Here is a 21,568-nt window from a genome sequence, read left to right as displayed (position 1 = left end):
GTAGGGCACGCGCCTTCTGTACGGGTTGCCGCCACGGCGCCCCCCAATCCGAGCCGCCACGGCACCCCCCATACGAGCCGGATCACGGCACCCGCCCCCCCGTCCGGGCCACCACAACGCGCCACTCCCCTCGGCCACCCCGTCCAATGGAGCCGTGACCGCGCCCCCGGACGACTGCCTCGCGCGCAACGAGTGGATCTGCGGCGCCTATCTGAGCACCCGCCGCCAGATCCTGCTCGACGCGGTCGTCCAGCACCTTCAGCTGACCTTCCTGTCGGTCCTGATCGGCCTGGTCATCGCGCTGCCGCTGGCGGTGCTGGCCCGCCGCTGGGGCTGGGCGGCCGGTCCGGTCCTGGTCGTGACGACGATCCTCTACACCATCCCGTCGCTGGCCATGTTCTCCCTCCTCCTGCCCCTCTACGGCCTCTCGGCGACCCTGGTCGTCGCCGGGCTGGTGCTGTACTCGCTCACCCTGCTCGTCCGGAACATCCTCGCGGGCCTGCGCGCGGTCCCGGAGGAGACCCGGCAGGCCGCGCGGGGTCTCGGTTACGGCCCCGTCCGCCTTCTCCTCACCGTGGAGCTGCCCCTGGCCCTGCCCGCCGCGATGGCCGGCCTGCGCATCGCCACCGTCTCGGCGGTCTCTCTGCTCACGGTCGGCGCGATCGTCGGCTTCGGCGGTCTCGGCAACCTCATCTACGCCGGCATGAACACCTACTTCAAGGCGCAGGTGCTCACCGCGTCCGTGCTGTGTGTGCTGATCGCCGTCGCCGCCGACCTGCTCCTGCTGGGCGTACAGCGGCTGATCACCCCTTGGACGCGGGCGGCTCGCTCATGAGCACCCTCGCCGCAGCCTGGGACTGGCTCACCGACCCCGCGCACTGGCCGGGCGACGACGGCATCCGGCACCGGCTGTTCCAGCACCTCCTGCTCACCGTCGTCTGCCTGGTCCTCAGCTGTCTGGTCGCGCTGCCCGTCGCGCTCGTCCTCGGCCACCTCGGCAAGGGCGGCGCGCTCGCCGTGAACATCTCCAACGTCGGCCGGGCCGTGCCCACCTTCGCCGTGCTGGTCCTGCTCCTGCTGACCCCGGTCGGGAGGTGGGGAGACGGCCCGACCGTGGTCGCCCTCGTGCTGTTCGCCGTGCCGCCGCTGCTCACCAACGCCTACGTCGGCATGCGCGAGGTCGACCGTAGCGTCGTCCAGGCCGCCCGGGGCATGGGCATGACCGGCCGACAGCTGTTGTTTCACGTGGAACTGCCCCTTTCGCTCCCCCTGCTGCTGAACGGCGTGCGGATCGCCGCCGTCCAGCTCGTCGCCACCGCCACGATCGCCGCGCTCGCCGGTGGCGGCGGCCTCGGCCGGATCATCACGGCGGGCTTCAACCTCGCCAGCACACCCCAGGTGGTCGCGGGCGCCCTGCTCGTCGCGGTGTTCGCCCTGCTCGTGGAGGGTGTCTTCGAGATCGCCGAGCGACTGGCACCGGTATGGGTCCGGGGCGGCCGATGAGAGGCCGCACCGCACTCGCCACAGCCGCCCTCCTCGCGCTCGGTGCCTGTGCCACCGGCCCGTCCCTGGAAGACCGGGGCCAGGTCACCGCACCTCCCGGGGACAGCCGTCACCTGACCGTCGGCTCGGCCGGCTTCACCGAGAGCGATCTGCTCGCCCAGATGTACGCCCAGCTGCTCGACCGGGCCGGCTACAAGACGTCCCTCCTCACGGTCGCCAACCGGGAGCTGTACGAACCCGCCCTGGAGTCCGGCCAGATCGACGTCGTACCCGAGTACGCGGCGACCTTGGCCGACTGGCTGAGCGCCAAGACCCACGGCGCCGACGCGCCCCCGGCCGGCTCGCCCGACCTCGGCGCCACGATGAAGGCCCTGCGCGCCCTCGCCGCGCCCCGAGGCCTCACCGTCCTCCCGCCCGGCCGGGCCGTCGACCAGAACGCGTTCGCGGTGACCGCCGCCTACGCCCGCCGGCACCACCTCAGAACCCTCAGCGACCTCGGCGCCTCCGGACTGAAGGTACGGCTCGCGGCGGGCGACGAATGCGTGCGACGGCCGTACTGCGCGCCCGGGCTGAAGAAGGTGTACGGCATCCACATCACCGGCATCGATCCCAAGGGTGTCGGCACCACCCAGGCCAAGCGGGCCGTGCAGGAAGGCCGCGACCAGATGGTGCTGACCACCACCACCGACGCCACCCTGGACTCCTTCGGCCTGGTCCTGCTCGCCGACGACAAGCGGCTGCAGAACGCCGACTACGTCGTCCCGGTCGTCAACCGCTCCCGCGCGGGCGGCCCCGGCGTGGCGAAGGCGCTCGGCAGGCTGGGCGACGTCCTCACCACCGGCGACCTGGCCGCCATGAACCGGCAGGTCGACAGCTGGCGGCGGCTGCCGGCCGACGTGGCCCGTGCCTATTTGAAGGACAAGGGCCTGCTGAAATGACCCGGGTCACGCGTCCGCCACCGAGTCGAACGGCACCTGCCCCCGCGTCACCCCGCGCGCGTCGGCGTCCACCGAGCGGCGCAGCGCCTCATGGAGCTTCGCCGGGGTGAGCACGCCGAGGAACCGGGCCCCGTCCAGTACGGCGACCCACCCGGCGTCGTGCTGGAGCATCACCCCGAACGCCTGCTTCAGCGGCGCGCCGACCGGCACCCAGGCGGTCATGCGGTGGGCGTGGTCCCGGACCGTGCCGCCCGCCGGCAGTTCCTCGATGCCGACCCAGCCGTGCAGGTCACCGCCCGCGTCCAGGACCACCGCCCACCGGGCGCCCTCGGACCGCAGCCGCTCCAGCGCCCGCGCGGCGGGCTCGTCCGGACGGGCCACGGGCGGCTGCTCCAGGTCGTCCGGCTCGATCGCGGTGACCGACAGCCGCTTCAGCCCGCGGTCGGCGCCCACGAAGGAGGCGACGTACGGCGTCGCGGGCGACCCGAGCACCGCGCCCGGCGTGTCGAACTGCTCGATGCGGCCCTGCCCGTACACGGCGATGCGGTCGCCGAGCCGGACGGCCTCCTCGATGTCGTGCGTGACCAGCAGCACCGTCTTGCGCACCGCCGCCTGCATCCGCAGGAACTCGTCCTGCAACTGCTCCCGCACCACCGGGTCGACCGCGCCGAACGGTTCGTCCATCAGCAGCACCGGCGGATCCGCGGCCAGCGCCCGCGCCACGCCGACCCGCTGCCGCTGCCCGCCGGACAGCTGCTCCGGATAGCGCGGCCCGTACGTCTTCGGATCCAGCCCCACCAGGTCCAGCAGCTCGGCCGCCCGGGCCCGCGCCTTCGCCCGCTTCCAGCCGAGCAGCGCGGGCACGGTCGCGGTGTTGTCCAGGACGGTGCGGTGCGGGAAGAGGCCCACCTGCTGGATGACGTACCCGATCCGGCGGCGCAGCCGGACCGGGTCGACGGTCGCGATGTCCTCGCCGTCGACGAGGATCCGGCCGGAGGTCGGCTCGATGAGCCGGTTCACCATCATCATGGTCGTCGTCTTGCCGCACCCGGAGGGCCCGACGAGCGTGACGAGTTCTCCCTCGGCCACCTCGAAGGAGAGGTCGTCCACGGCCGTCGTACCGTCCGGATACCGCTTGGTGACCTGCTCGAACCGGATCATTCCCTCACGCTACGGCAGGACGCCGCCCGCTTCATTCCGTCGTGCCCCGACCGGCGGACGACCGGGAGGTGCGGTCAGCGGAGCAGGATCACCTCCAGGGTGCGCGGGCCGTGCACGCCCTCCACCCGGTCCAGTTCGATGTCGCTGGTGGCCGACGGGCCGGAGATCCAGGTCAACGGGCGGCTGGGGTCGAGGCGTTCGAGGGCCTGGGGGACGGAGGAGACGACCTGGTCCGGGACCCGGACCACACAGATGTGGTGGTCCGGGACGAGCGAGATACGGCGCCGGCCCTGGTCCGGGGAGCCGTCGAGCACGATCGTGCCGGTCTCGGCGATCGCCACGGCACATCCGGTCACCACGCTGTCCACCCGGTCCAGCCGCTGAGCGGTGTCCGCCGCCCGGTCGTGGATCCGCAACGGATCGGCGGCGGACAGCCACTTTGGCGGCAGCCCCGGCGGGACCAGCACCTCCTGGGAGCCGCGCTCGGCCAGCAGCCGCATGACGAGCAGCGGCAGCTCCTCCGCGTCGCAGCGGTGCACGATCGCCCGGTAGTCCACCAGGTTCTCCGCCAGCAGCTCCACCGTCTCCTCGACGGTCCGCTGCCCGTGCTCGCGCAGATAGTCCCGGGTCACGGCCTCCTCGTACGGCCCCTCGTCCGCGGGCACGTCCGCGAGCGCGCGCCGCACCCGGCCCAGGATCCGTTCCCTGCTGCTCACTTCGCACCGTCCTTCCCGCCGCGCGTGCGCTGCCACCAGTCCCGGAACGGTTCCGGCGGCACGGCCGGCAGGTCCCGGGTGCCGCTCCACGCCCGGCCGGGGCCGGGCAGGGCACGGGGGTGCAGCCGGCGGGTCCGCGAGGCCAGCCGCTGGCCGGTGCGCAGGGCGCCGGGGTGCGTGAACGCCCAGCGCGCCGCCCGCATCGCCGCCCGCTCGGCCGCGTGCCCCTTCGCCGGCTGGAGCACCACGGTGTTGCCCTGCCGCACCGCCGGACCGCCCTCCACCACCCGCTCCCGCAGGTGCACCAGCACCTCGGGGATGTCGATGGCGACCGGGCACACCTCGTAGCAGGCCCCGCACAGGCTCGACGCGTACGGCAGGGAGGCGTCGATCTCGCTCGCCGTGCCCCTCAGTTGGGGGCTGAGGATGGCGCCGATGGGGCCGGGGTACACCGAGCCGTACGCGTGCCCGCCCGCCCGCTCGTACACCGGGCACACGTTCAGGCAGGCCGAGCAGCGGATGCAGCGCAGCGCCTGGCGGCCGACCCGGTCGGCGAGGGTGTCGGTGCGGCCGTTGTCGAGCAGGACCAGGTGGAAGGTGCGCGGACCGTCGCCGTCCGTCGTGCCCGTCCACATGCTCGTGTACGGGTTCATGCGCTCGGCGGTGGAGGAGCGGGGGAGGGTCTGCAGGAAGACCTCCAGGTCGCGCCAGGTGGGCACCACCTTCTCGATGCCGACGACCGAGATCAGCGTCTCCGGCAGGGTCAGGCACATCCGGCCGTTGCCCTCGGACTCCACGACGACCAGCGTGCCGGTCTCGGCGACCATGAAGTTGGCGCCGGAGATGCCGACCTTGGCGCGCAGGAACTTCTCCCGCAGGTGCAGCCGGGCCGCCTCGGCGAGTTCGGCGGGCGTGTCCGTCAGGCCCTCCGGGGCCGGGCGGCCCCACTCGCCCATCTCGGTGCGGAAGATGTCCCGGATCTCGCCCCGGTTGCGGTGGATGGCCGGGACCAGGATGTGCGAGGGGCGGTCCTTGCCCAACTGCACGATCAGCTCGGCGAGATCGGTCTCGTAGGCGCGGACGCCCTCGGCTTCCAGGGCTTCGTTGAGGCCGATCTCCTGCGTGGCCATCGACTTGACCTTCACGACCTCCGGCTCACCGGTCTCCTTGACCAGCCGGGCGACGATCCGGTTGGCCTCCTCCGCGTCCGCCGCCCAGTGGACGGTGCCGCCGGCCGCGGTGACCGACTCCTCCAACTGGACGAGATAGCGGTCGAGATGGCGCAGGGTGTGGTCCTTGATCCGCCTGCCCGCCTCCCGCAGCGCCGCCCAGTCGGACAACTCACCCACCGCCTTGGCCCGTTTGGCCCGGATGGTATGGGTGGCGTGCCGCAGATTGCCCCGCAGGACGGGGTTGTGGACGGCGTCGTGCGCGGCCTTGGGGAAGGCCGGCATACCGAGATACGTTCCGGTCATACCGCCGGTTCCTCCTCCGTGCTCGCCAGGATCTCCGCGATGTGCACCGGCCGCATGCCCGTCCGCAGCCGGCTCATCGTCCCGCCGAGGTGCATCAGACACGAGTTGTCGGCCGCGCACAGCACCTCCGCGCCCGTCGACTCCGCGTTGCGCACCTTGTCGGCGCCCATCGCCGCCGACACCTCCGCGTTCTTCAGCGCGAACGTGCCACCGAAACCGCAGCACTCCTCCGCGCCCGGCAGCTCGACCAGCTCCAGCCCCTTGACGGCCTGCAACAGCCGGCGCGGCCGGTCGCCGAGCCCGAGCCCGCGCAGCCCGTGGCAGGTCGGGTGATAGGTCACCGTGTGCGGGTAACAGGCGCCGACGTCCGTCACCCCGAGCACGTCGACCAGGAACTCCGTCAACTCGTACGTTTTCGGCACCACCGGCGCCAGCGTCCGCGCCAGCGTGTCCCCGCGCCCCTCGGCCCGGGCCCGCTCGCCCATGCGCGGATACAGCTCCCGCACCATCGCCCCGCAGGACCCGGACGGGGTCACGATCGCCTCGTACTCCCCGAAGACATCGGAGAAATGCCGGGCCAGCGGCTCGGCCTCGTGCCGGTAGCCGGTGTTGTAGTGGGCCTGCCCGCAGCAGGTCTGCGCCATCGGGAAGTCGACGTCGACACCCAGTCTGGTCAGCAGCTTCACCACGGCCCGGCCGGTGTCCGGATACAGCGTGTCGTTGACACAGGTCAGGAACAGGGCGACACGCATCGCGGCTCCTCGGTGTCGGTCATCGGACGAGTGCAGGGTAGTCGGCGGGTGGCGCCGATGGGAGACCACGGCTCACCGCCTGGCGAGCCGGGCCTGGGCGTCCCGCCACCGGCCGGTGTCCCCGCGGGGCGTGTACCGGGTGAGCGGCTGGGTCCGGGTGAGCAGCCGGCGCAGGGCGGCGAGATCGCCGACGAGCCCGTGCGCGCGGGCCTGCGCGAGCACGTTGCCGAGGGCCGCCGCCTCGGTGGCGCCGGCCACCACCGGCAGCCCGCAGGCGTCGGCCGTCAGCTGGCACAGCAGCGCGTTGCGGGTGCCGCCGCCGACCAGGTACACCACGTCCACCGGATGATCGGCCAGCCGCTGCGCGTCCACCACGGCCCGCCGGTGGGCGAGGGCCAGCGAGTCGAGGATGCACCGGGTGATCTCGCCCCGGGTCTCCGGCACCGGCTGCCCGGACGCGCGGCACGCCTCGGAGATCCGCTCCGGCATCCGCCCCGGCGCCAGGAACGCTTCGTCCCCGGCGTCCACGACCGAGCGCAGCGCCGGTACGGTCGCCGCCTCCCGCAGCAGCACCCCGAGATCCGGCTCGCCCCACGCCCGTACGCACTCCTGGAGCAGCCACAGCCCCATGATGTTGCGCAGATAGCGGACGGTGCCGTCGAGCCCCAGCTCGTTGGTGAAGTTCGCGGCCCGGCTCTCCTCGGTGAGCACCGGAGCGGACAGTTCCAGGCCGGCCAGGGACCAGGTGCCGGTGCAGATGTAGGCGAAGCGCTCCCCGGCCGCCGGGACGGCGGCCACCGCCGACGCGGTGTCGTGCGAGCCGACGGCCGTCACCGGCACCGGACCGGTGAGGCCCGTCTCCGCCAGCACCTCCGGCCGCAGCGTCCCGGCCGGATCGCCCGGCTGCCGCAGCGGCGCGAACAGGCCGAGGTCGATCCCCAGCCGCTCGGCGACCTCGTACGACCAGTCCCGTGTCCGGGGATCGACGAGCTGGGTGGTGGAGGCGTTGGTCAGCTCGGTGCCCTGCTCGCCGGTGAGCCAGTACGTCAGCAGGTCCGGGATGAGCAACAGCCGCCTGGCGTGGGCGAACTGCTCCGAGGTCCGGGCGGCCGTCAGCTGGTAGAGGGTGTTGAACGGCGCGTACTGGATGCCCGTCGCCGCGTACAGCTCCGCCGCCGGCACGGTCGCCCAGACCTTCTCCGCGACGCCTTCGGTGCGGGCGTCGCGATAGTGCACCGGGTTGCCGAGCAGGGCGCCGTCGGTGTCCAGCAGGCCGTAGTCGACGGCCCAGCTGTCGACGCCCACGGAGGCGAGCTGTCCACCGCAGTGGGCACCCGCCGCTCGCAGCCCGTCGAGGACGCCGCCGTAGAGCGCCAGAATGTCCCAGCGCAGCCCCTCCGGGACCCGCACCGGCCGGTTGGGGAACCGGTGCGCCTCGCTCAGCTCCACCGAGTCCGGGCTCACCCGCCCCACCATCACCCGCCCGCTGGAGGCGCCGAGATCGACCGCGGCGTACGACTTCACGCCCGCGCTCACCGCAGGAACGCGGCCGCCACACCCGCGTCGACCGGGATGTGCAGCCCGGTGGTGTGCGTGAGATCCCCGCCCGTGAGCGCGAACACCGCGTTCGCCACGTGCTCGGGCAGCACCTCCCGCTTCAGGATGGTCCGCTGCGCGTAGAACTCGCCCAGCTTCTCCTCCGGCACCCCGTACACCGCGGCCCGCTGCGCCCCCCAGCCCCCGGCGAAGATCCCCGACCCGCGCACCACACCGTCCGGGTTGACCCCGTTCACCCTGATCCCGTGCTCGCCCAACTCGGCGGCGAGCAACCGCACCTGGTGGGCCTGGTCGGCCTTGGTGGCGGAGTAGGCGATGTTGTTCGGCCCGGCGAACACGGCGTTCTTGGAGGCGATGTAGACGATGTCACCGCCCAGCCCCTGCACGGTCATCACCCGCGCCGCTTCCCGCGACACGAGGAAGGACCCACGGGCCATGATGTCGTGCTGGAGGTCCCAGTCCCTCACCGACGTCTCCAGCAGCGGCTTGGAGACGGAGATCCCGGCGTTGTTCACGACGAGGTCCACCCCGCCGAAGGCGAGGACGGCCGTCCTGAACGCGGCGGCGATCTGCTCCTCGTCGGTGACGTCCACGGTCACGGGGACGGCCCTGTCCGGCCCGCCCAGCTCCTCGGCGACCCGCGCCGCGCCGTCGCCGTTCAGATCGGCGACGACGACACACGCCCCCTCCGCCGCCAGCCGGTGCGCGATGGCCTTCCCGATCCCGCTGCCGGCCCCCGTCACCAGCGCGACACGCGTGGCGAGCGGCTTGGGCTCCGGCATCCGCTGGAGCTTGGCCTCCTCCAGCGCCCAGTACTCGATCCGGAACTTCTCGGCTTCCTCGATCGGCGCGTACGACGACACCGCCTCGGCCCCGCGCATGACATGGATGGCGTTGACGTAGAACTCGCCCGCCACCCGGGCCGTCTGCTTGTCCTTGCCGAAACTGAACATGCCGACACCCGGGACGAGCACGACGGCCGGGTCGGCGCCGCGCATGGCGGGGGAGTCGGGCAGGGCGTGCCGCCGGTAGTAGGCGGCGTACTCCTCGCGGTAGGCGGTGTGCAGCTCCCGCAGCCGCGCGACGGCGTCCTCCAGCGGCGCGGCCGGGGGCAGGTCCAGGACGAGCGGCCGGACCTTGGTGCGCAGGAAGTGGTCGGGGCAGGAGGTGCCGAGGGCGGCCAGCCGGGGGTGCTCGGCGCGGGCGAGGAAGTCGAGGACGACCTCGGAGTCGGTGAAGTGCCCGACCTGCGGCCGGTCCTGTGACGCCAGACCCCGGACGTACGGCGCGAGCGCGGCGGCCCGCTCCCTCCGCTCGGCCTCGGGCAGGGCCTCGTACCCCTCGATGACCGGCCCGAACGGCTCCGCCCTCCCCTTCTCGGCGAGGAACGCCTCGGCGGTCCGGATGATGTGCAGCGAGTTCCGCTCGCACTCCTCGGACGAGTCGCCCCAGGCGGTGATGCCGTGCCCGCCGAGAACGCACCCGATGGCCTGTGGGTTGGCCTCCTTGACGGCGGCGATGTCCAGCCCCAGCTGGAACCCGGGCCGCCGCCACGGCACCCACACCACGCTGTCCCCGAAGCACTCGGCGGTCAGCTTCTCCCCGTCGGCCGCGCACGCGAGCGCGATCCCCGAGTCCGGATGCAGATGATCCACGTGCGGGGCGTCCACCAGCCCGTGCATGGCGGTGTCGATGGAGGGCGCGGCCCCGCCCTTGCCGTGCAGACAGTAGTCGAACGCACCGGCCATCTCGTCCTCGCGCTCGACACCGGGGTACACGTCCACGAGGGCCCGCAGCCGGTCCAGCCGCAGCACGGCCAGCCCTGACGCGGTGAGCGTGCCGAGGTCACCCCCGGACCCCTTCACCCACATCAGCTCCACCTCACCTCCGGTGACGGGATCGGTGGCGGTGCCTTTGGCCGACGCGTTCCCGCCGGCGTAGTTGGTGTTCCGGGGATCGGAGCCGAGCCGGTGGGAGCGGGAGAGGAGAGCGTCGACTTCGGGATGGGTGGTCATGACTACCGGTTCTTTCTGGGAGAGGGGAGGTGGTGAAGGGCGCGGGACCGTGTCGCCGCGCGGCTCCGCCGCGTGGGCGCGACCAGCCGCAGACGGCCCGCAGCCCGCGACGGAACAGGAACCCGGCAGACGCTCACGCCCCCCAACCGGCCTGCTCCCCACCGACCCGCTCGGCGACGATCCGCTCGGCCCACCCGGACCGGGCATACGCGCCCATCGGATCGGGGTCCAGCCCCAGCTCCTCGCGGACCTCGCCGAGAAGCCCCCGCACATCCGTGTTGTACGCGTCCATCAACACGGCGTTGGCCGCCAGCACGTCCCCCGAAGCCTGAGCATCGGCCAACGCGGCCCTGTCCACCAGCAGCGCCTTGGCCGTGGCCTCCTGGACGTTCATCACCGACCGGATGATCGCCGGAATCTTCGCCTCGATGTTGTGGCACTGATCGAGCATGAACGCGACGTCGGGGGTGAACCCCCCGCCCCGGATCACCTCGTACATGATCCGGAACAGCTGGAAGGGATCGGCCGCCCCCACCATCAGGTCGTCGTCGGCGTAGAACCGCGAGTTGAAGTCGAATCCCCCGAGCTTCCCCTCGCGCAGCAGCGTCGCCACGATGAACTCGATGTTGGTCCCCGGCGCGTGGTGCCCGGTGTCGACGACCACCTGAGCCTTGTCGCCGAGCTTCAGGCAGTGCGCGTAGGCGGTCCCCCAGTCCGGCACGTCGGTCGTGTAGAACGCCGGCTCGAAGAACTTGTACTCCAGCAGCATCCGCTGCCCGTCCCCCAGCCGCGCGTACACCTCGGCAAGGCCCTCCGCCAGCCGGTCCTGCCGGGCACGGATGTCGTCCTGCCCGGGATAGTTCGTCCCGTCGGCGAACCACAGCTTCAGGTCCCGTGACCCGGTGGCGTCCATGATGTCGACGCACCGCAGCAGGTGACCGACGGCCTTGCGCCGCACCGCCGCGTCCGGATGGCAGATGCTGCCCAGCTTGTAGTCGTCGTCCTGGAAGGTGTTGGAGTTGATCGCGCCCAGCCGCACCCCCCGCTCCTCGGCGTACTTCGTGAGCGCCGCGTAGTCCTCCACGGTGTCCCACGGGATGTGCAGGGCGACCGTCGGCGCCACCCCGGTGAAGGCGTGCACCTGGGCCGCGTCGTCCAGCTTCTCCCACGGTGAGCGCGGCACACCGGCCTGGGCGAACACCTTGAACCGGGTGCCCGAGTTCCCGTACGCCCACGACGGCGTCTCGACGGCCTGGGTCTTGAGCGCGGCCTTCACCGCGGCGAGGTCGGTCACTTCGGGGCTCCTGTGGTGTCGGGGGGACGACTGGGCGGACGGCGGGCGGAACGACTGAGCAGGGGAACGCAGAATGTGAAACGATTCAGAACGGCAAGCTAGGTGCCGCCCGGAGGGGTGTCAAGGACTCCAGTCACCCCCGCCCGCCGTGACCCCGTCGTGACCTCTGGCTATCGAAAGTTTTTCGATACGGACCCATTGACGTGACATGACTGCGGTGCCTACGGTCCCGGCAATCCACTTGAAACCTTTCACGACACCGTGGCGGCCTCGCGGCCCTTCCGCCGGTGTCGTCGAGGAGCCCCCATGACCCACCCGCCTGACACGGGACCGGCCCCGGTGCTGGCACTGAAGGGCGTCTCGAAGTCCTTCGGCGCCGTACGTGCCCTCAGGGACGTCTCCTTGGAGCTGCTGCCCGGCGAGGTGCACGCCCTCGCCGGTGAGAACGGCGCGGGCAAGTCGACGCTGATCAAGACCCTCGCCGGAGTGCACCGGCCGGACACCGGTCAGGTGCTGCTCGACGGCGAGCCCGTCGTCTTCCACGGCCCCGGCGACGCCCGCGACGCCGGCATCGCCGTGATCTACCAGGAACCCACCCTCTTCCCCGACCTGTCGATCGCAGAGAACATCTTCATGGGCCGCCGGCCCCGGCGTGCCCTCGGCCGGATCGACCACAAGGCCACCCACGCGGCCACGGCCGCCCTGATGCAGCGCCTCGGCGTCGACCTCGACCCCGACCGGCCGGCCCGTGGTCTGTCCATCGCCGACCAGCAGATCGTGGAGATCGCCAAAGCTCTGTCCTTCGACGCCCGGGTCCTGATCATGGACGAGCCGACCGCCGCCCTCACCGGCAGCGAGGTCGCCCGTCTCTTCGGTGTGGTCCGCACCCTGCGCGAGCAGGGCGCGGCGGTGCTGTTCATCTCCCACCGGCTGGAGGAGATCTTCGAGATCTGCCAGAAGGTCACCACGCTGCGGGACGGCGCCCGGATCGCCGGCGAGCCGCTCGCCGGGATGACCGAGGACGACCTGGTCCGCCGCATGGTCGGCCGCGACCTGGCCGAGCTGTACCCGAAGCAGCAGGTCCGGGCCGGTGACGTCGCGCTCAGCGTGCGGCGGCTGACCCGCGAGGGCGTCTTCACCGACGTCTCCTTCGAGGTCCGGCGCGGTGAGATCGTCGGCCTCGCCGGGCTGGTCGGCGCCGGCCGCACCGAGGTGGCCCGCGCCGTGTTCGGCGTCGACCGCTGGGACGCGGGCGAGGTCGAGGTCGCCGGGCGCCGGCTCACGAACGGCGCGCCGTCCGCCGCGATGGCGGCCGGACTCGCCCTCGTGCCGGAGGACCGGCGGGCCCAGGGCCTGGTGATGGACATGTCCATCGAACGGAACATCGGCCTGACCGGACTGCGTACGACCGCCCGGGCCGGGCTGATGAACCGGACCGCCGAACGCAGCCGGTCCCTGGACTGGGCCGTGAAGCTCCAGGTGAAGTACGCCCGGATCGCGGACGCCGTCTCCACCCTGTCCGGCGGCAACCAGCAGAAGGTCGTCCTCGCCAAGTGGCTCGCCACCGGCCCCCAGGTGCTCATCGTGGACGAGCCGACCCGGGGCATCGACGTCGGCACCAAGGCCGAGGTGCACCGGCTGCTCGGCGACCTGGCCGCCGACGGGGTCGCCGTCCTGATGATCTCCTCCGACCTGCCCGAGATCCTCGGCATGGCCGACCGCGTCCTCGTGATGCACGAGGGCCGGATCACCGCCGAGATACCCCGCGCCGACGCCACCGAGGAGACCGTGATGGCCGCAGCCACCGGGAGGGCCGCCGTATGACGGTCACCGCCACCGACGAGACCCCCGTCGCCGGGGCACCCCGGTCGAGCGGCACCCGGCTGGCCGACCGGGTCTTCAAGATGCGCGAACTCGCCATCCTGGCCGTCTTCCTGGTGATGATCGCCGTCACCCAGGCCGGCAACAGCGAGTTCCTGTCCGAGCAGGGCATCAAGGACCTGCTCCTCAACGCGACGATCCTGGTACTGGTCGCCACCGGCCAGTCACTGGTCGTCCTCAGCCGCAACGTCGACCTGTCCGTCGGCTCCACGCTCGGCATCAGCGCCTTCGCCGCCGGAACCTATCTGCAGGGCGGCGGGAACGCGGTCGTCGCGATCCTCCTCGCCGTCCTGCTGGGCATCGGCCTCGGGCTGCTCAACGGCCTCCTCGTGAGCCTCGGCCAGGTCCCCGCCCTCGTCGTCACCCTCGGCACCCTGTACGTCATCCGGGGCGTCGACTCCATCTGGGTCGGCTCCCGCCAGATCACCGCGGCCGATCTGCCCGGCGGCTTCGTCGACTTCGGCTCCGGCGGGATCTCCGCGATCCCCTGGCTCGCCGTGATCGCGCTGGTGGTGCTCGTGGCGACGGGCTACTACCTCAAGCACTACGGCAGCGGGCGGGAACTGTACGCCCTCGGTTCCCATCCGGAGGCGGCCCGGCTGGCCGGCATCCCGGTCCGCAAGCGCATCCTGGCCGCGTACACCTTCTGCGGAGCGCTCGCCGGACTCGCCGGCGCGATGTACCTGGCCCGGTTCGGCAACGTCGACTCCGGCACCGGCAACGGCTACGAACTCACCGTCGTGAGCGCCGTGGTGGTCGGCGGCATCGCCTTCACCGGCGGCTCCGGCAGCGTCTACGGCGCCGCCCTCGGCGCCCTGCTGCTCACCTCGGTCAACAGCGTGCTGCCCGCGCTCGGCGTCAGCTCCGTGTGGGTGCTCGCCATCAACGGCGTCCTGCTGCTGCTCGCCATCGCCGTCGACCGGATCGTGGCGCTGCGCGTGGCCGCCGCCCTGAAGAAGAAGTCGGCCCCCAGGAGGTCCGCCATGGCGAAGGAGAAGGCCGGTGCCTGAGTCGCTCACCCGCGCGGTCCGCTGGGACACGGTCGTCGGCGCGCTGCTCATCGTCCTGTTGCTGCTGTCGTTCGGCTTCGTCGACGGCTTCGGCAACGCGCTCAACCTGTCGTTCCTCATCGGCAACACGCTCCCGATCGCGCTGATCGCCCTGCCGATGACCCTGCTGGTCGTCGCCGGCGAGATCGACCTGTCCGTCGCGTCCACGGCCGGGCTGTCCGGCGCGGTGATGGGCAAGCTGTGGAACGAGGGCATGGCCATCGAGACGATCATTCCGCTGTGCCTGTTGCTCGGCGTGGCGTGCGGACTGGTCAACGGCCTGCTGGTGACCCGGCTCGGGCTGCCGTCGCTGGCGGTCACCATCGGCACGCTGGCCGCGTACCGGGGCATCGCGCAGATCGTGCTCGGCTCCGACGCCGTGACCGATTTCCCCTCGCAGTACCTGGACTTCGCCGCCGGCCGCCTCGGTGACTCCTTCCTGCCGCAGGCCTTCCTGCCCTTCCTGGTGCTGCTCGCCGTCGCCGTGGTGCTGCTGCACGCCACGCCGTTCGGCCGGTCGCTGTTCGCGATCGGAGCGGGGGAGGAGGCGGCCCGGTTCGCGGGGATCCGGGTGAAGCGGACCAAGCTCCTGCTGTTCGTCGCCACGGGGGCCATGTCGGCGCTGACCGGTGTCTTCTGGGCACTGCATTACGCCAGCGCGCGGTATGACAATGCCACCGGGCTCGAACTGTCCGTCGTCGCCGCCGTGTTGTTGGGCGGGATCGACTTCGACGGGGGCAAGGGCACGATCGGTGGCGCCGTCGCCGGTGTCTTCCTGCTCGGTGCGCTGCAGAACGTGATGAGTCTGCTGAACGTCTCGGCCCAGTCGCAGATCGTCGTCACCGGTGTGCTGCTCGTGGTGTCCGTGCTGGGCCCCCGGGTCGCGCGGCAGATCTCTCTCGCGCGGGCGGCTGGTTCCACCGGATAGCTCGTCCGCCGGCCGCGGGCCGTCCGTGGCCGGTCGCACCCACGCGGCAGGAGCCGCACAGGGATACAACCCCGCGCCCCCTTGAGGGGCGCACCACCCACTCCTCTCGACAAGGGGCCCTTTCGATGCTCAAGCCGACCCTCCGCCGCTCCTGCGCCGCCCTCGCCGCCGGCACCTCCCTCGCCCTCGCGCTCACCGCCTGCGGCGGGACCACCAAGAAGGACGTCAAGGCCGACAACGCCTCCGCCGCCTCCGCCGGCAAGGCCGATCCGAACGCCGCCACCAAGAAGGGGCTGACCGTCGGATTCCTGCCCAAGCAGGTCAACAACCCCTACTTCACCACCGCCGACAAGGGCGGTGAGAAGGCGCTCGCCGAACTCGGCTCGAAGTACAAGGAGGTGGGGCCCAGCAGCGCCACCGACACCGCCGGGCAGGTGAGTTACGTCAACACGCTCACCCAGCAGCGGGTGAACGCCATGGCGGTGTCCGCCCAGGACCCGGGAGCGCTGTGCACCGCGCTGAAGCAGGCCATGAGCAACGGCATCAAGGTCGTCACCTACGACTCCGACACCAACCCGGGCTGCCGCAACGCCTTCGTCTCGCAGGCCAGTGCCGAGGACCTGGGCCGTACCGAGGTGCAGTTGCTCGCCGAGCAGATCGGGTACAAGGGCGAGATCGCGATCCTGTCGGCCGCGCAGACCGCGACCAACCAGAACACCTGGATCGGCTACATGAAGGACGAGCTGAAGGACCCCAAGTACAAGGACATCAAGCTCGTCAAGATCGCGTACGGAAACGACGACGCCCAGCAGTCCTTCCAGCAGACCCAGGGCCTGCTCCAGGAGCATCCGGACCTGAAGGGGATCATCTCCCCGACCACCGTCGGCATCAAGGCGGCCGCCCAGTACCTGTCGGGCTCGAAGTACAAGGGCAAGGTCAAGCTCACCGGGCTCGGCACCCCGAACGACATGCGCACGTACGTGAAGAACGGCACCGTCGACGCCTTCGAGCTGTGGGACCCGGCCAAGCTCGGCGACCTCGCCGCCCGGACCGCGGTCGCGCTGGCCTCGGGGCAGATCACCGGCAAGGAGGGCGAGACCTTCAAGGCCGGCGCCACCACCTGCACCATCGGCAAGGACGGCGTGATCAACCTCGGCAAGCCGACCGTGTTCGACGCCAAGAACATCGACCAGTTCACCTTCTGAGCGACGGGGGCCGTTGATGCAGCGCGTGTGTTTCCTGCTGAAGGTTCGAGCGGACCGGCTCGACGAGTACCGTGAGCGGCACGCGGCCGTCTGGCCGGAGATGCTCGACGCCCTGAAGGCGACCGGCTGGCACGACTACTCGCTGTTCCTGCGCGAGGACGGCCTGCTCGTCGGCTATCTGGAGACCGAGGACTTCGCCGCCGCCCAGTCCGGCATGGCGGCCACCGACGTCAACGCGCGCTGGCAGAAGGAGATGGCACCGTTCTTCGAGTCCCTGGACGGTGCCCGGCCCGACGAGGCCATGCGACCGCTCACCGAAGTGTTCCACCTCGACTGAAGCGGGAGCCGCGCGGATGAGACCCTCCGTCACCCGGCAGGGCGTCACACAACTGGACGCCCGCGCCCTCTACTTCGTCTCCTACGACGGCCTGGTCAACACCAACTCGTTCCAGAAGAACGGTCTGTCGACCCACCGGGGCCACCAGTACGCCGCCTGGTACACGGCGAGCCGCCACGCGGTCGTGGCCCGCCGGTCCCTCGGTGCCACCAGCTGGTCGACGGTCACCCTGACGCACCGGCTCAAGGCCGACGACTCCCACAACGTCATCTCCCTGGGCGTCTCCGCCGTCGACGGCCGCCTCCACCTGAACATGGACTCGCACAGCGACGGTTTCTTCTACGTCAAGTCTCTCGCCGGGCTGCTGGACGACCCCGCGTCCACGGCCTGGACCCGGTCCGCCTTCGGGGCCGTACGGACGACCCTCGACGGGCTGGCGCTCACCTCGCAGTTCACCTACCCGCAGTTCGTCAGCACGCCCGAGGGGCGGCTCCAGCTCAGCTACCGCTCCGGCGTCTCCGGCAACGGCCGCAACGCCCTGGCCGAGTACGACGGTTCACGGTGGACCGCGCTGGGGGAGTGGACCGGCGCGACGGGCACGTACACCAGCGAGCACGGCACCAGCACCGCGCGGAACATGTATCTGCACGGCATCGACTACGACACGCGCGGCCGGCTGCACGCCCTGTTCACCTGGCGGGAGCAGGACGCGGCCGTCATGTGCGCCGGCGGCGGCCTCACCAACCACGACACCGGCTACGTGTACTCCGACGACCGCGGCCGCACCTGGCGCAACGACGCGGGCGCGGTGGTCGGTGTCACCGGCGGGCCCGACAAGGTCTGCGTCGGCGCGAGCGGTCTCGTCGTGGACCCCCTGGATCCGGACCACGCGCTGATGAACCAGGAGAGTCAGTTCACCGACTCGGCGGGCCGCCCGCACGCCGTCATCAGCCATGTCCCGGCCCGCTGCGGGCAGCGCGCCACGGACTACGTCGCCGACCGGACCGCCCACGGGCGCGCCTTCCACCTGCGCAAGACTGCCTCCGGTGGCTGGCAGAAGACCGCGATCCCCGTCCCGCTCGGCTCCAGCCAGCGCACCAAGCTCGTCCTCGACCGGTACGACAACGCCTACGCCGTCCTCCCGTTCGGCCGGATCGCCGCGGCCTCGCGGGCCTCCGGGTACACCGACTGGACGCTCCTCTTCGACGGCGGCGGGCTGAACGCGTTCGGTGAGGTGGTGGTCGACGAGACCCGGATCAGGGCGGACCACGTCCTGTCGTTCCTGTACCAGGAGAAGTCCACCGGCACGACGCCCTCGGCGCTGCACGTGGCCGACTTCGCCCTGCCGGCGTGACGGTAATGTGAAGGTCGTCCCGCCGCATCCCCGTTCCCTGGAGGTCCGAACCCCGATGGCCCAGTCGGTGGGTATCAAGGATGTCGCCCGCGCCGCCGGAGTGTCGGTGGGCACGGTGTCCAACGTCATCAACCGCCCGGACACCGTCGCCGGCGAGACCCGTGCCCGGGTGCTGTCCGCGATCGACCGGCTCGGCTACGTCCGCAGCGAGTCGGCGCGCCAGCTGCGGGCGGGCCGCAGCCGGATCATGGGGCTGCTCGTCCTCGACATGGGCAACCCCTTCTTCGTGGACGTGGCGCGCGGCGCCGAGCGCGCGGCCCGGGAGGCCGGGCTCGGCGTGATGGTGTGCAACAGCGCGCAGGACGCCGCCGAGGAGGCCGAGTACCTGTCGCTCTTCGCCGAGCAGCGGGTGCGGGGCGTGCTGCTCACCCCGGCCGACGCCACCGGCCGCAACATCGCGGCCTTCCGCCGGCACGGCATCCCGTTCGTGCTGGTCGACCGGGTCGCCGAGGGCACCAGCGAATGCTCGGTCTCCGTGGACGACGTCGCCGGCGGCGCCCTCGCGGTACGGCACCTGGTGGACGCCGGGCACCGTTCGATCGCCTACGTCAGCGGGCCGCCCGGGCTCAACCAGGTCCGCGACCGGCGCACCGGCGCGCTGAACGCCCTCGCCGAGGCCGGGCTCGGCCCCGTGGCGCTGCGCGAACTGCCCACCGAGCGGCTCGACGTGGCCGCCGGCCGGGACGCGGGCGCCCGGCTGCTCGGCCTCGCCGACCGGCCCACCGCCGTGTTCTGCGCCAACGACCTGCTCGCCCTCGGCGTGCTCCAGGCGATGTACGCGGCGGGCGTGACCGTCCCGGACGACCTGGCGATCGTCGGCTACGACGACATCGAGTTCGCCGCCGCTGCCGCCGTACCCCTCACCTCGGTGCGCCAGCCCGCCGTCACGATGGGCGCCCTCGCCGCCGAACTGCTGCTGGAGGAGACCGAGCGGGACGAGGGGGACGGCAAGGGGAAGCGGACGCACGAGCACCGGCGGGTGGTGCTCCAGCCGGAGCTGGTGGTGCGCCGCTCCAGCCTCGCCGTACGCTGAGCCTCGCGGTGTCCCCCCGCACCGGGCGTGGCGCCGGGTCCCGCGCCGGCCGGAAGTGCTGACCGGAAGTTCAGTAACAATCCATGATCCCGGGGCTCGGCCCAGATCCGCCCATGTGCTCAACTGGGAGACGTCCAGCCCGTCCGTCCCAGGAGACCCGTTGAGCCTCAGCTACCGCCAGCCCGGCGTCGTCCTCACCGACCGCCACTTCACCGTGCCCCTCGACCACGCCGACCCGGGCGGCGAGACCATCGAGCTGTACGCCCGTGAGGCGGTGGCGAGCGACAAGGCCGGGGAGGACCTGCCCTGGCTGGTGTACCTGCAGGGCGGCCCCGGCTTCGGGGCGAATCGTTTCGTCGGACGTCAGGCCTGGCTCGACCGGGCCGTGAAGGAGTACCGCGTCCTGCTCCTCGACCAGCGCGGCACCGGCCGCTCCACACCCGCAACCCGGCAGACGCTCCCGCTGCGCGGCGGCCCCGCCGCCCAGGCCGACTACCTCACCCACTTCCGCGCCGACTCCATCGTCCGCGACTGCGAGGCCATCCGCCCCCAGGTCACCGGCGGCGCCCCGTGGACCGTGCTCGGCCAGAGCTTCGGCGGCTTCTGCACGGTGTCGTATCTCTCCCTCGCCCCCGAGGGCATCGCCACCGCGATCATCACCGGCGGCCTGCCTTCCCTGCACGCCCACGCCGACGACGTCTACCGGGCCGCCTACCCGCGCGTCGAGCGCAAGGTCGCCGCGCACTACGCCCGCTACCCGCGGGACGTGGAGCGGGCCCGCCGGATCGCCGACCACCTCCTCACCCACGACGTGGTCCTGCCGAACGGCTACCGCTTCACCGTGGAGGCCTTCCAGTCCCTCGGCCTGATGCTCGGCACGAGCGACGGCAGCCACCGGCTGCACCACCTCCTGGAGGACGCCTTCGTGGTGACCCCGGCCGGTCTGGAGCTGTCCGACGCCTTCCAGGAGCAGGCCCAGTCCCTCCTGTCGTACGCCGCCCACCCCCTCTACGCCCTCGTCCACGAGTCGATCTACGGCCAGGACGCCCGCCCCACCGCCTGGTCGGCCGAGCGCGTCCGCGCCGAGTTCCCGCAGTTCGACGCGGCCAAGGCCCTCACCGGCGACAGCCCGGTCCTGTTCACCGGCGAGACGGTCCACCCCTGGACGTTCGACGCCGACCCGGCCCTGCGCCCGCTGCGCGAAACGGCAGAACTGCTCGCCGCTCGCACCGACTGGCGACCCCTCTACGACCCCGCGCGGCTCGCGGCCAACGAGGTCCCGGTCGCCGCGGCCGTCTACCACGACGACATGTACGTCGACACCGCCCACTCCCTGGAGACGGCCGGCGCGATCCGTGGCCTGCGCCCCTGGGTCACCAACGAGTACGAGCACGACGGCCTGCGCACGGGCGCGCCCCGGGTGCTGGACCGGCTGCTGGCGCTGGTGCGAGACGAGGTGTGACGTACGCGATATGCGGCCGGGGTGCGCCGTGAAGACGTTGCGCGGGGGGCGGGGCGGCATAGTGTGCCGCCCATGACCAAGGCGAAGATCACCGAACTCCAGCCCCTGCCCGACGACTGGCAGCGAGCCCTCGCCGTGGTGGCCCACCCGGACGACCTCGAATACGGGTGTTCCGCGGCAGTCGCCGCCTGGACCGACGCCGGCCGTGAGGTCGCCTATGTGCTGGCCACCCGCGGCGAGGCCGGCATCGACACCCTCGACCCGGCCACCTGTGGCCCGCTGCGCGAGCGTGAACAGCGGGCCGGTGCGGCCGTCGTCGGCGTCGGCACCGTGGAGTTCCTCGACCACCGGGACGGCGTGATCGAGTACGGCAGCGCGCTGCGCCGTGACATCGCCGCCGCGATCCGCCGCCATCGCCCCGAACTCGTCGTCACGCTCAACCACCGCGACACCTGGGGCGGTGTCGCCTGGAACACCCCCGACCACGTCGCGGTCGGCCGCGCCACCCTGGACGCCGCCGCCGACGCGGGCAACCGCTGGATCTTCCCCGAACTCGCCGAGCAGGGCCTCCAGCCCTGGAACGGCGTCCGCTGGGTGGCAGTCGCCGGTTCCAGCAGCCCCACCCACGCCGTGGACGCCAGGCCGGGCCTGGACCGGGCGGTGCGCTCACTGCTCGCACACCGCACCTACATCGAGGCGTTGACCGACCGGGACCCGGAGGCCTACGTCCGTGACTTCCTGACCGAGACCACCAACGCCACCGGCGAGCGCTTCGGCGGCACACCGGCGGTGGCCTTCGAGCTGTTCGCCCGCTAGGCCCTGTCGTCAAACTCCCGTCTGCGGGGGCA

At 71.9% G+C, this 21,568-nt stretch carries 19 protein-coding genes; 12 read left to right on the top strand and 7 right to left on the bottom strand.

The genetic code is table 11. The features are described from left to right. Positions 1–154: 154 nt before the first annotated feature. Genes AB0L21_RS14720 through AB0L21_RS14710 form a run of 3 tightly spaced genes read left to right on the top strand, consistent with a single transcriptional unit; the run spans position 155 to position 2,441 of the window. On the top strand, positions 155–835 hold the full coding sequence (locus tag AB0L21_RS14720) for an ABC transporter permease (protein ID WP_365784259.1): 681 nt from the start codon (positions 155–157) through the stop codon (positions 833–835). Further along, positions 832–1,503, top strand: a complete 672-nt coding sequence (locus AB0L21_RS14715) for an ABC transporter permease subunit (protein ID WP_365708362.1) — start codon at positions 832–834, stop codon at positions 1,501–1,503. The genes AB0L21_RS14720 and AB0L21_RS14715 overlap by 4 nt, the downstream gene beginning before the upstream one ends. Beyond that, complete coding sequence (locus AB0L21_RS14710; RefSeq protein ID WP_365708364.1) at positions 1,500–2,441, top strand: ABC transporter substrate-binding protein; 942 nt, start codon at positions 1,500–1,502, stop codon at positions 2,439–2,441. The genes AB0L21_RS14715 and AB0L21_RS14710 overlap by 4 nt, the downstream gene beginning before the upstream one ends. Positions 2,442–2,447: 6 nt before the next feature. On the opposite strand, the gene AB0L21_RS14705 is transcribed toward AB0L21_RS14710, so the two are convergent. The 7 genes from AB0L21_RS14705 to rhaI all read right to left on the bottom strand — a co-directional run bounded on the left by AB0L21_RS14705 (position 2,448) and on the right by rhaI (position 11,411). Further along, positions 2,448–3,602, bottom strand: coding sequence for a betaine/proline/choline family ABC transporter ATP-binding protein (locus tag AB0L21_RS14705; RefSeq protein WP_365708366.1), 1,155 nt, complete (start codon positions 3,600–3,602; stop codon positions 2,448–2,450). Between the two features lie 74 nt (positions 3,603–3,676). Beyond that, positions 3,677–4,318, bottom strand: a complete 642-nt coding sequence (locus AB0L21_RS14700; protein WP_365708368.1) for a lactate utilization protein C — start codon at positions 4,316–4,318, stop codon at positions 3,677–3,679. Continuing rightward, positions 4,315–5,793, bottom strand: a complete 1,479-nt coding sequence (locus AB0L21_RS14695) for a LutB/LldF family L-lactate oxidation iron-sulfur protein (protein WP_365784257.1) — start codon at positions 5,791–5,793, stop codon at positions 4,315–4,317. Before AB0L21_RS14695 ends, AB0L21_RS14700 begins: the two co-directional genes overlap by 4 nt. Further along, positions 5,790–6,545: a (Fe-S)-binding protein gene (locus tag AB0L21_RS14690; protein WP_365708372.1), complete on the bottom strand. Its 756-nt coding sequence runs from the start codon at positions 6,543–6,545 to the stop codon at positions 5,790–5,792. Before AB0L21_RS14690 ends, AB0L21_RS14695 begins: the two co-directional genes overlap by 4 nt. A 72-nt stretch (positions 6,546–6,617) precedes the next feature. Next, complete coding sequence (locus tag AB0L21_RS14685; RefSeq protein WP_365784255.1) at positions 6,618–8,069, bottom strand: rhamnulokinase family protein; 1,452 nt, start codon at positions 8,067–8,069, stop codon at positions 6,618–6,620. A gap of 8 nt (positions 8,070–8,077) precedes the next feature. Further along, positions 8,078–10,117, bottom strand: a complete 2,040-nt coding sequence (locus tag AB0L21_RS14680) for a bifunctional aldolase/short-chain dehydrogenase (protein ID WP_365784253.1) — start codon at positions 10,115–10,117, stop codon at positions 8,078–8,080. A gap of 133 nt (positions 10,118–10,250) precedes the next feature. Next, positions 10,251–11,411 carry an L-rhamnose isomerase gene (gene rhaI / locus AB0L21_RS14675; protein ID WP_365708378.1) on the bottom strand — a complete coding sequence of 387 codons (1,161 nt, stop codon included), beginning with the start codon at positions 11,409–11,411 and terminating at the stop codon, positions 10,251–10,253. A gap of 306 nt (positions 11,412–11,717) precedes the next feature. Between rhaI and AB0L21_RS14670 the strand changes: the two genes are divergently transcribed. The 9 genes from AB0L21_RS14670 (at position 11,718) to AB0L21_RS14630 (ending at position 21,536) form a co-directional block, all read left to right on the top strand. Further along, positions 11,718–13,235 (top strand): sugar ABC transporter ATP-binding protein, encoded by a 1,518-nt coding sequence (locus AB0L21_RS14670; RefSeq protein WP_365784251.1) that lies wholly within the window; start codon positions 11,718–11,720, stop codon positions 13,233–13,235. After that, on the top strand, positions 13,232–14,302 hold the full coding sequence (locus AB0L21_RS14665) for an ABC transporter permease (RefSeq protein ID WP_365784249.1): 1,071 nt from the start codon (positions 13,232–13,234) through the stop codon (positions 14,300–14,302). The genes AB0L21_RS14670 and AB0L21_RS14665 overlap by 4 nt, the downstream gene beginning before the upstream one ends. Beyond that, positions 14,295–15,269 carry an ABC transporter permease gene (locus tag AB0L21_RS14660; RefSeq protein WP_365708384.1) on the top strand — a complete coding sequence of 325 codons (975 nt, stop codon included), beginning with the start codon at positions 14,295–14,297 and terminating at the stop codon, positions 15,267–15,269. Before AB0L21_RS14665 ends, AB0L21_RS14660 begins: the two co-directional genes overlap by 8 nt. Positions 15,270–15,394: 125 nt before the next feature. Then, positions 15,395–16,474: a rhamnose ABC transporter substrate-binding protein gene (gene rhaS / locus AB0L21_RS14655; RefSeq protein WP_365708386.1), complete on the top strand. Its 1,080-nt coding sequence runs from the start codon at positions 15,395–15,397 to the stop codon at positions 16,472–16,474. 16 nt (positions 16,475–16,490) lie between these two features. Then, positions 16,491–16,811, top strand: coding sequence for an L-rhamnose mutarotase (locus tag AB0L21_RS14650; RefSeq protein WP_365708388.1), 321 nt, complete (start codon positions 16,491–16,493; stop codon positions 16,809–16,811). 16 nt (positions 16,812–16,827) lie between these two features. Then, a complete protein-coding gene (locus tag AB0L21_RS14645; protein ID WP_365784247.1) occupies positions 16,828–18,165 on the top strand; it encodes a BNR repeat-containing protein in 1,338 nt (445 codons plus the stop codon). Positions 18,166–18,220: 55 nt separating this feature from the next. Next, complete coding sequence (locus AB0L21_RS14640; protein WP_365784245.1) at positions 18,221–19,258, top strand: LacI family DNA-binding transcriptional regulator; 1,038 nt, start codon at positions 18,221–18,223, stop codon at positions 19,256–19,258. Positions 19,259–19,418: 160 nt separating this feature from the next. After that, a complete protein-coding gene (locus AB0L21_RS14635) occupies positions 19,419–20,720 on the top strand; it encodes an alpha/beta fold hydrolase (protein WP_365784243.1) in 1,302 nt (433 codons plus the stop codon). 72 nt (positions 20,721–20,792) lie between these two features. Then, positions 20,793–21,536: a PIG-L deacetylase family protein gene (locus AB0L21_RS14630; protein WP_365708396.1), complete on the top strand. Its 744-nt coding sequence runs from the start codon at positions 20,793–20,795 to the stop codon at positions 21,534–21,536. The last annotated feature ends 32 nt before the right edge of the window (positions 21,537–21,568 follow it).

Origin of the sequence: Streptomyces sp. NPDC052721, from assembly GCF_040678315.1 — a bacterium.
Taxonomy (GTDB): Bacteria; Actinomycetota; Actinomycetes; order Streptomycetales; family Streptomycetaceae; genus Streptomyces.
The sequence above is the reverse complement of the archived record's forward strand: the minus strand, read 5'-3'. Positions and strand labels throughout refer to the sequence as shown.

Bases quoted from the DNA above. Each gene is read 5' to 3' on its own strand.
- AB0L21_RS14715 (WP_365708362.1), top strand. From the start codon at position 832: ATGAGCACCCTCGCCGCAGCCTGGGACTGGCTCACCGACCCCGCGCAC.
- AB0L21_RS14710 (WP_365708364.1), top strand. From the start codon at position 1,500: ATGAGAGGCCGCACCGCACTCGCCACAGCCGCCCTCCTCGCGCTCGGT.
- rhaS (WP_365708386.1), top strand. From the start codon at position 15,395: ATGCTCAAGCCGACCCTCCGCCGCTCCTGCGCCGCCCTCGCCGCCGGC.
- AB0L21_RS14705 (WP_365708366.1), bottom strand. From the start codon at position 3,602: ATGATCCGGTTCGAGCAGGTCACCAAGCGGTATCCGGACGGTACGACG.
- AB0L21_RS14665 (WP_365784249.1), top strand. From the start codon at position 13,232: ATGACGGTCACCGCCACCGACGAGACCCCCGTCGCCGGGGCACCCCGG.
- AB0L21_RS14645 (WP_365784247.1), top strand. From the start codon at position 16,828: ATGAGACCCTCCGTCACCCGGCAGGGCGTCACACAACTGGACGCCCGC.
- AB0L21_RS14695 (WP_365784257.1), bottom strand. From the start codon at position 5,793: ATGACCGGAACGTATCTCGGTATGCCGGCCTTCCCCAAGGCCGCGCAC.
- AB0L21_RS14640 (WP_365784245.1), top strand. From the start codon at position 18,221: ATGGCCCAGTCGGTGGGTATCAAGGATGTCGCCCGCGCCGCCGGAGTG.
- AB0L21_RS14690 (WP_365708372.1), bottom strand. From the start codon at position 6,545: ATGCGTGTCGCCCTGTTCCTGACCTGTGTCAACGACACGCTGTATCCG.
- AB0L21_RS14650 (WP_365708388.1), top strand. From the start codon at position 16,491: ATGCAGCGCGTGTGTTTCCTGCTGAAGGTTCGAGCGGACCGGCTCGAC.
- AB0L21_RS14670 (WP_365784251.1), top strand. From the start codon at position 11,718: ATGACCCACCCGCCTGACACGGGACCGGCCCCGGTGCTGGCACTGAAG.
- AB0L21_RS14680 (WP_365784253.1), bottom strand. From the start codon at position 10,117: ATGACCACCCATCCCGAAGTCGACGCTCTCCTCTCCCGCTCCCACCGG.
- AB0L21_RS14630 (WP_365708396.1), top strand. From the start codon at position 20,793: ATGACCAAGGCGAAGATCACCGAACTCCAGCCCCTGCCCGACGACTGG.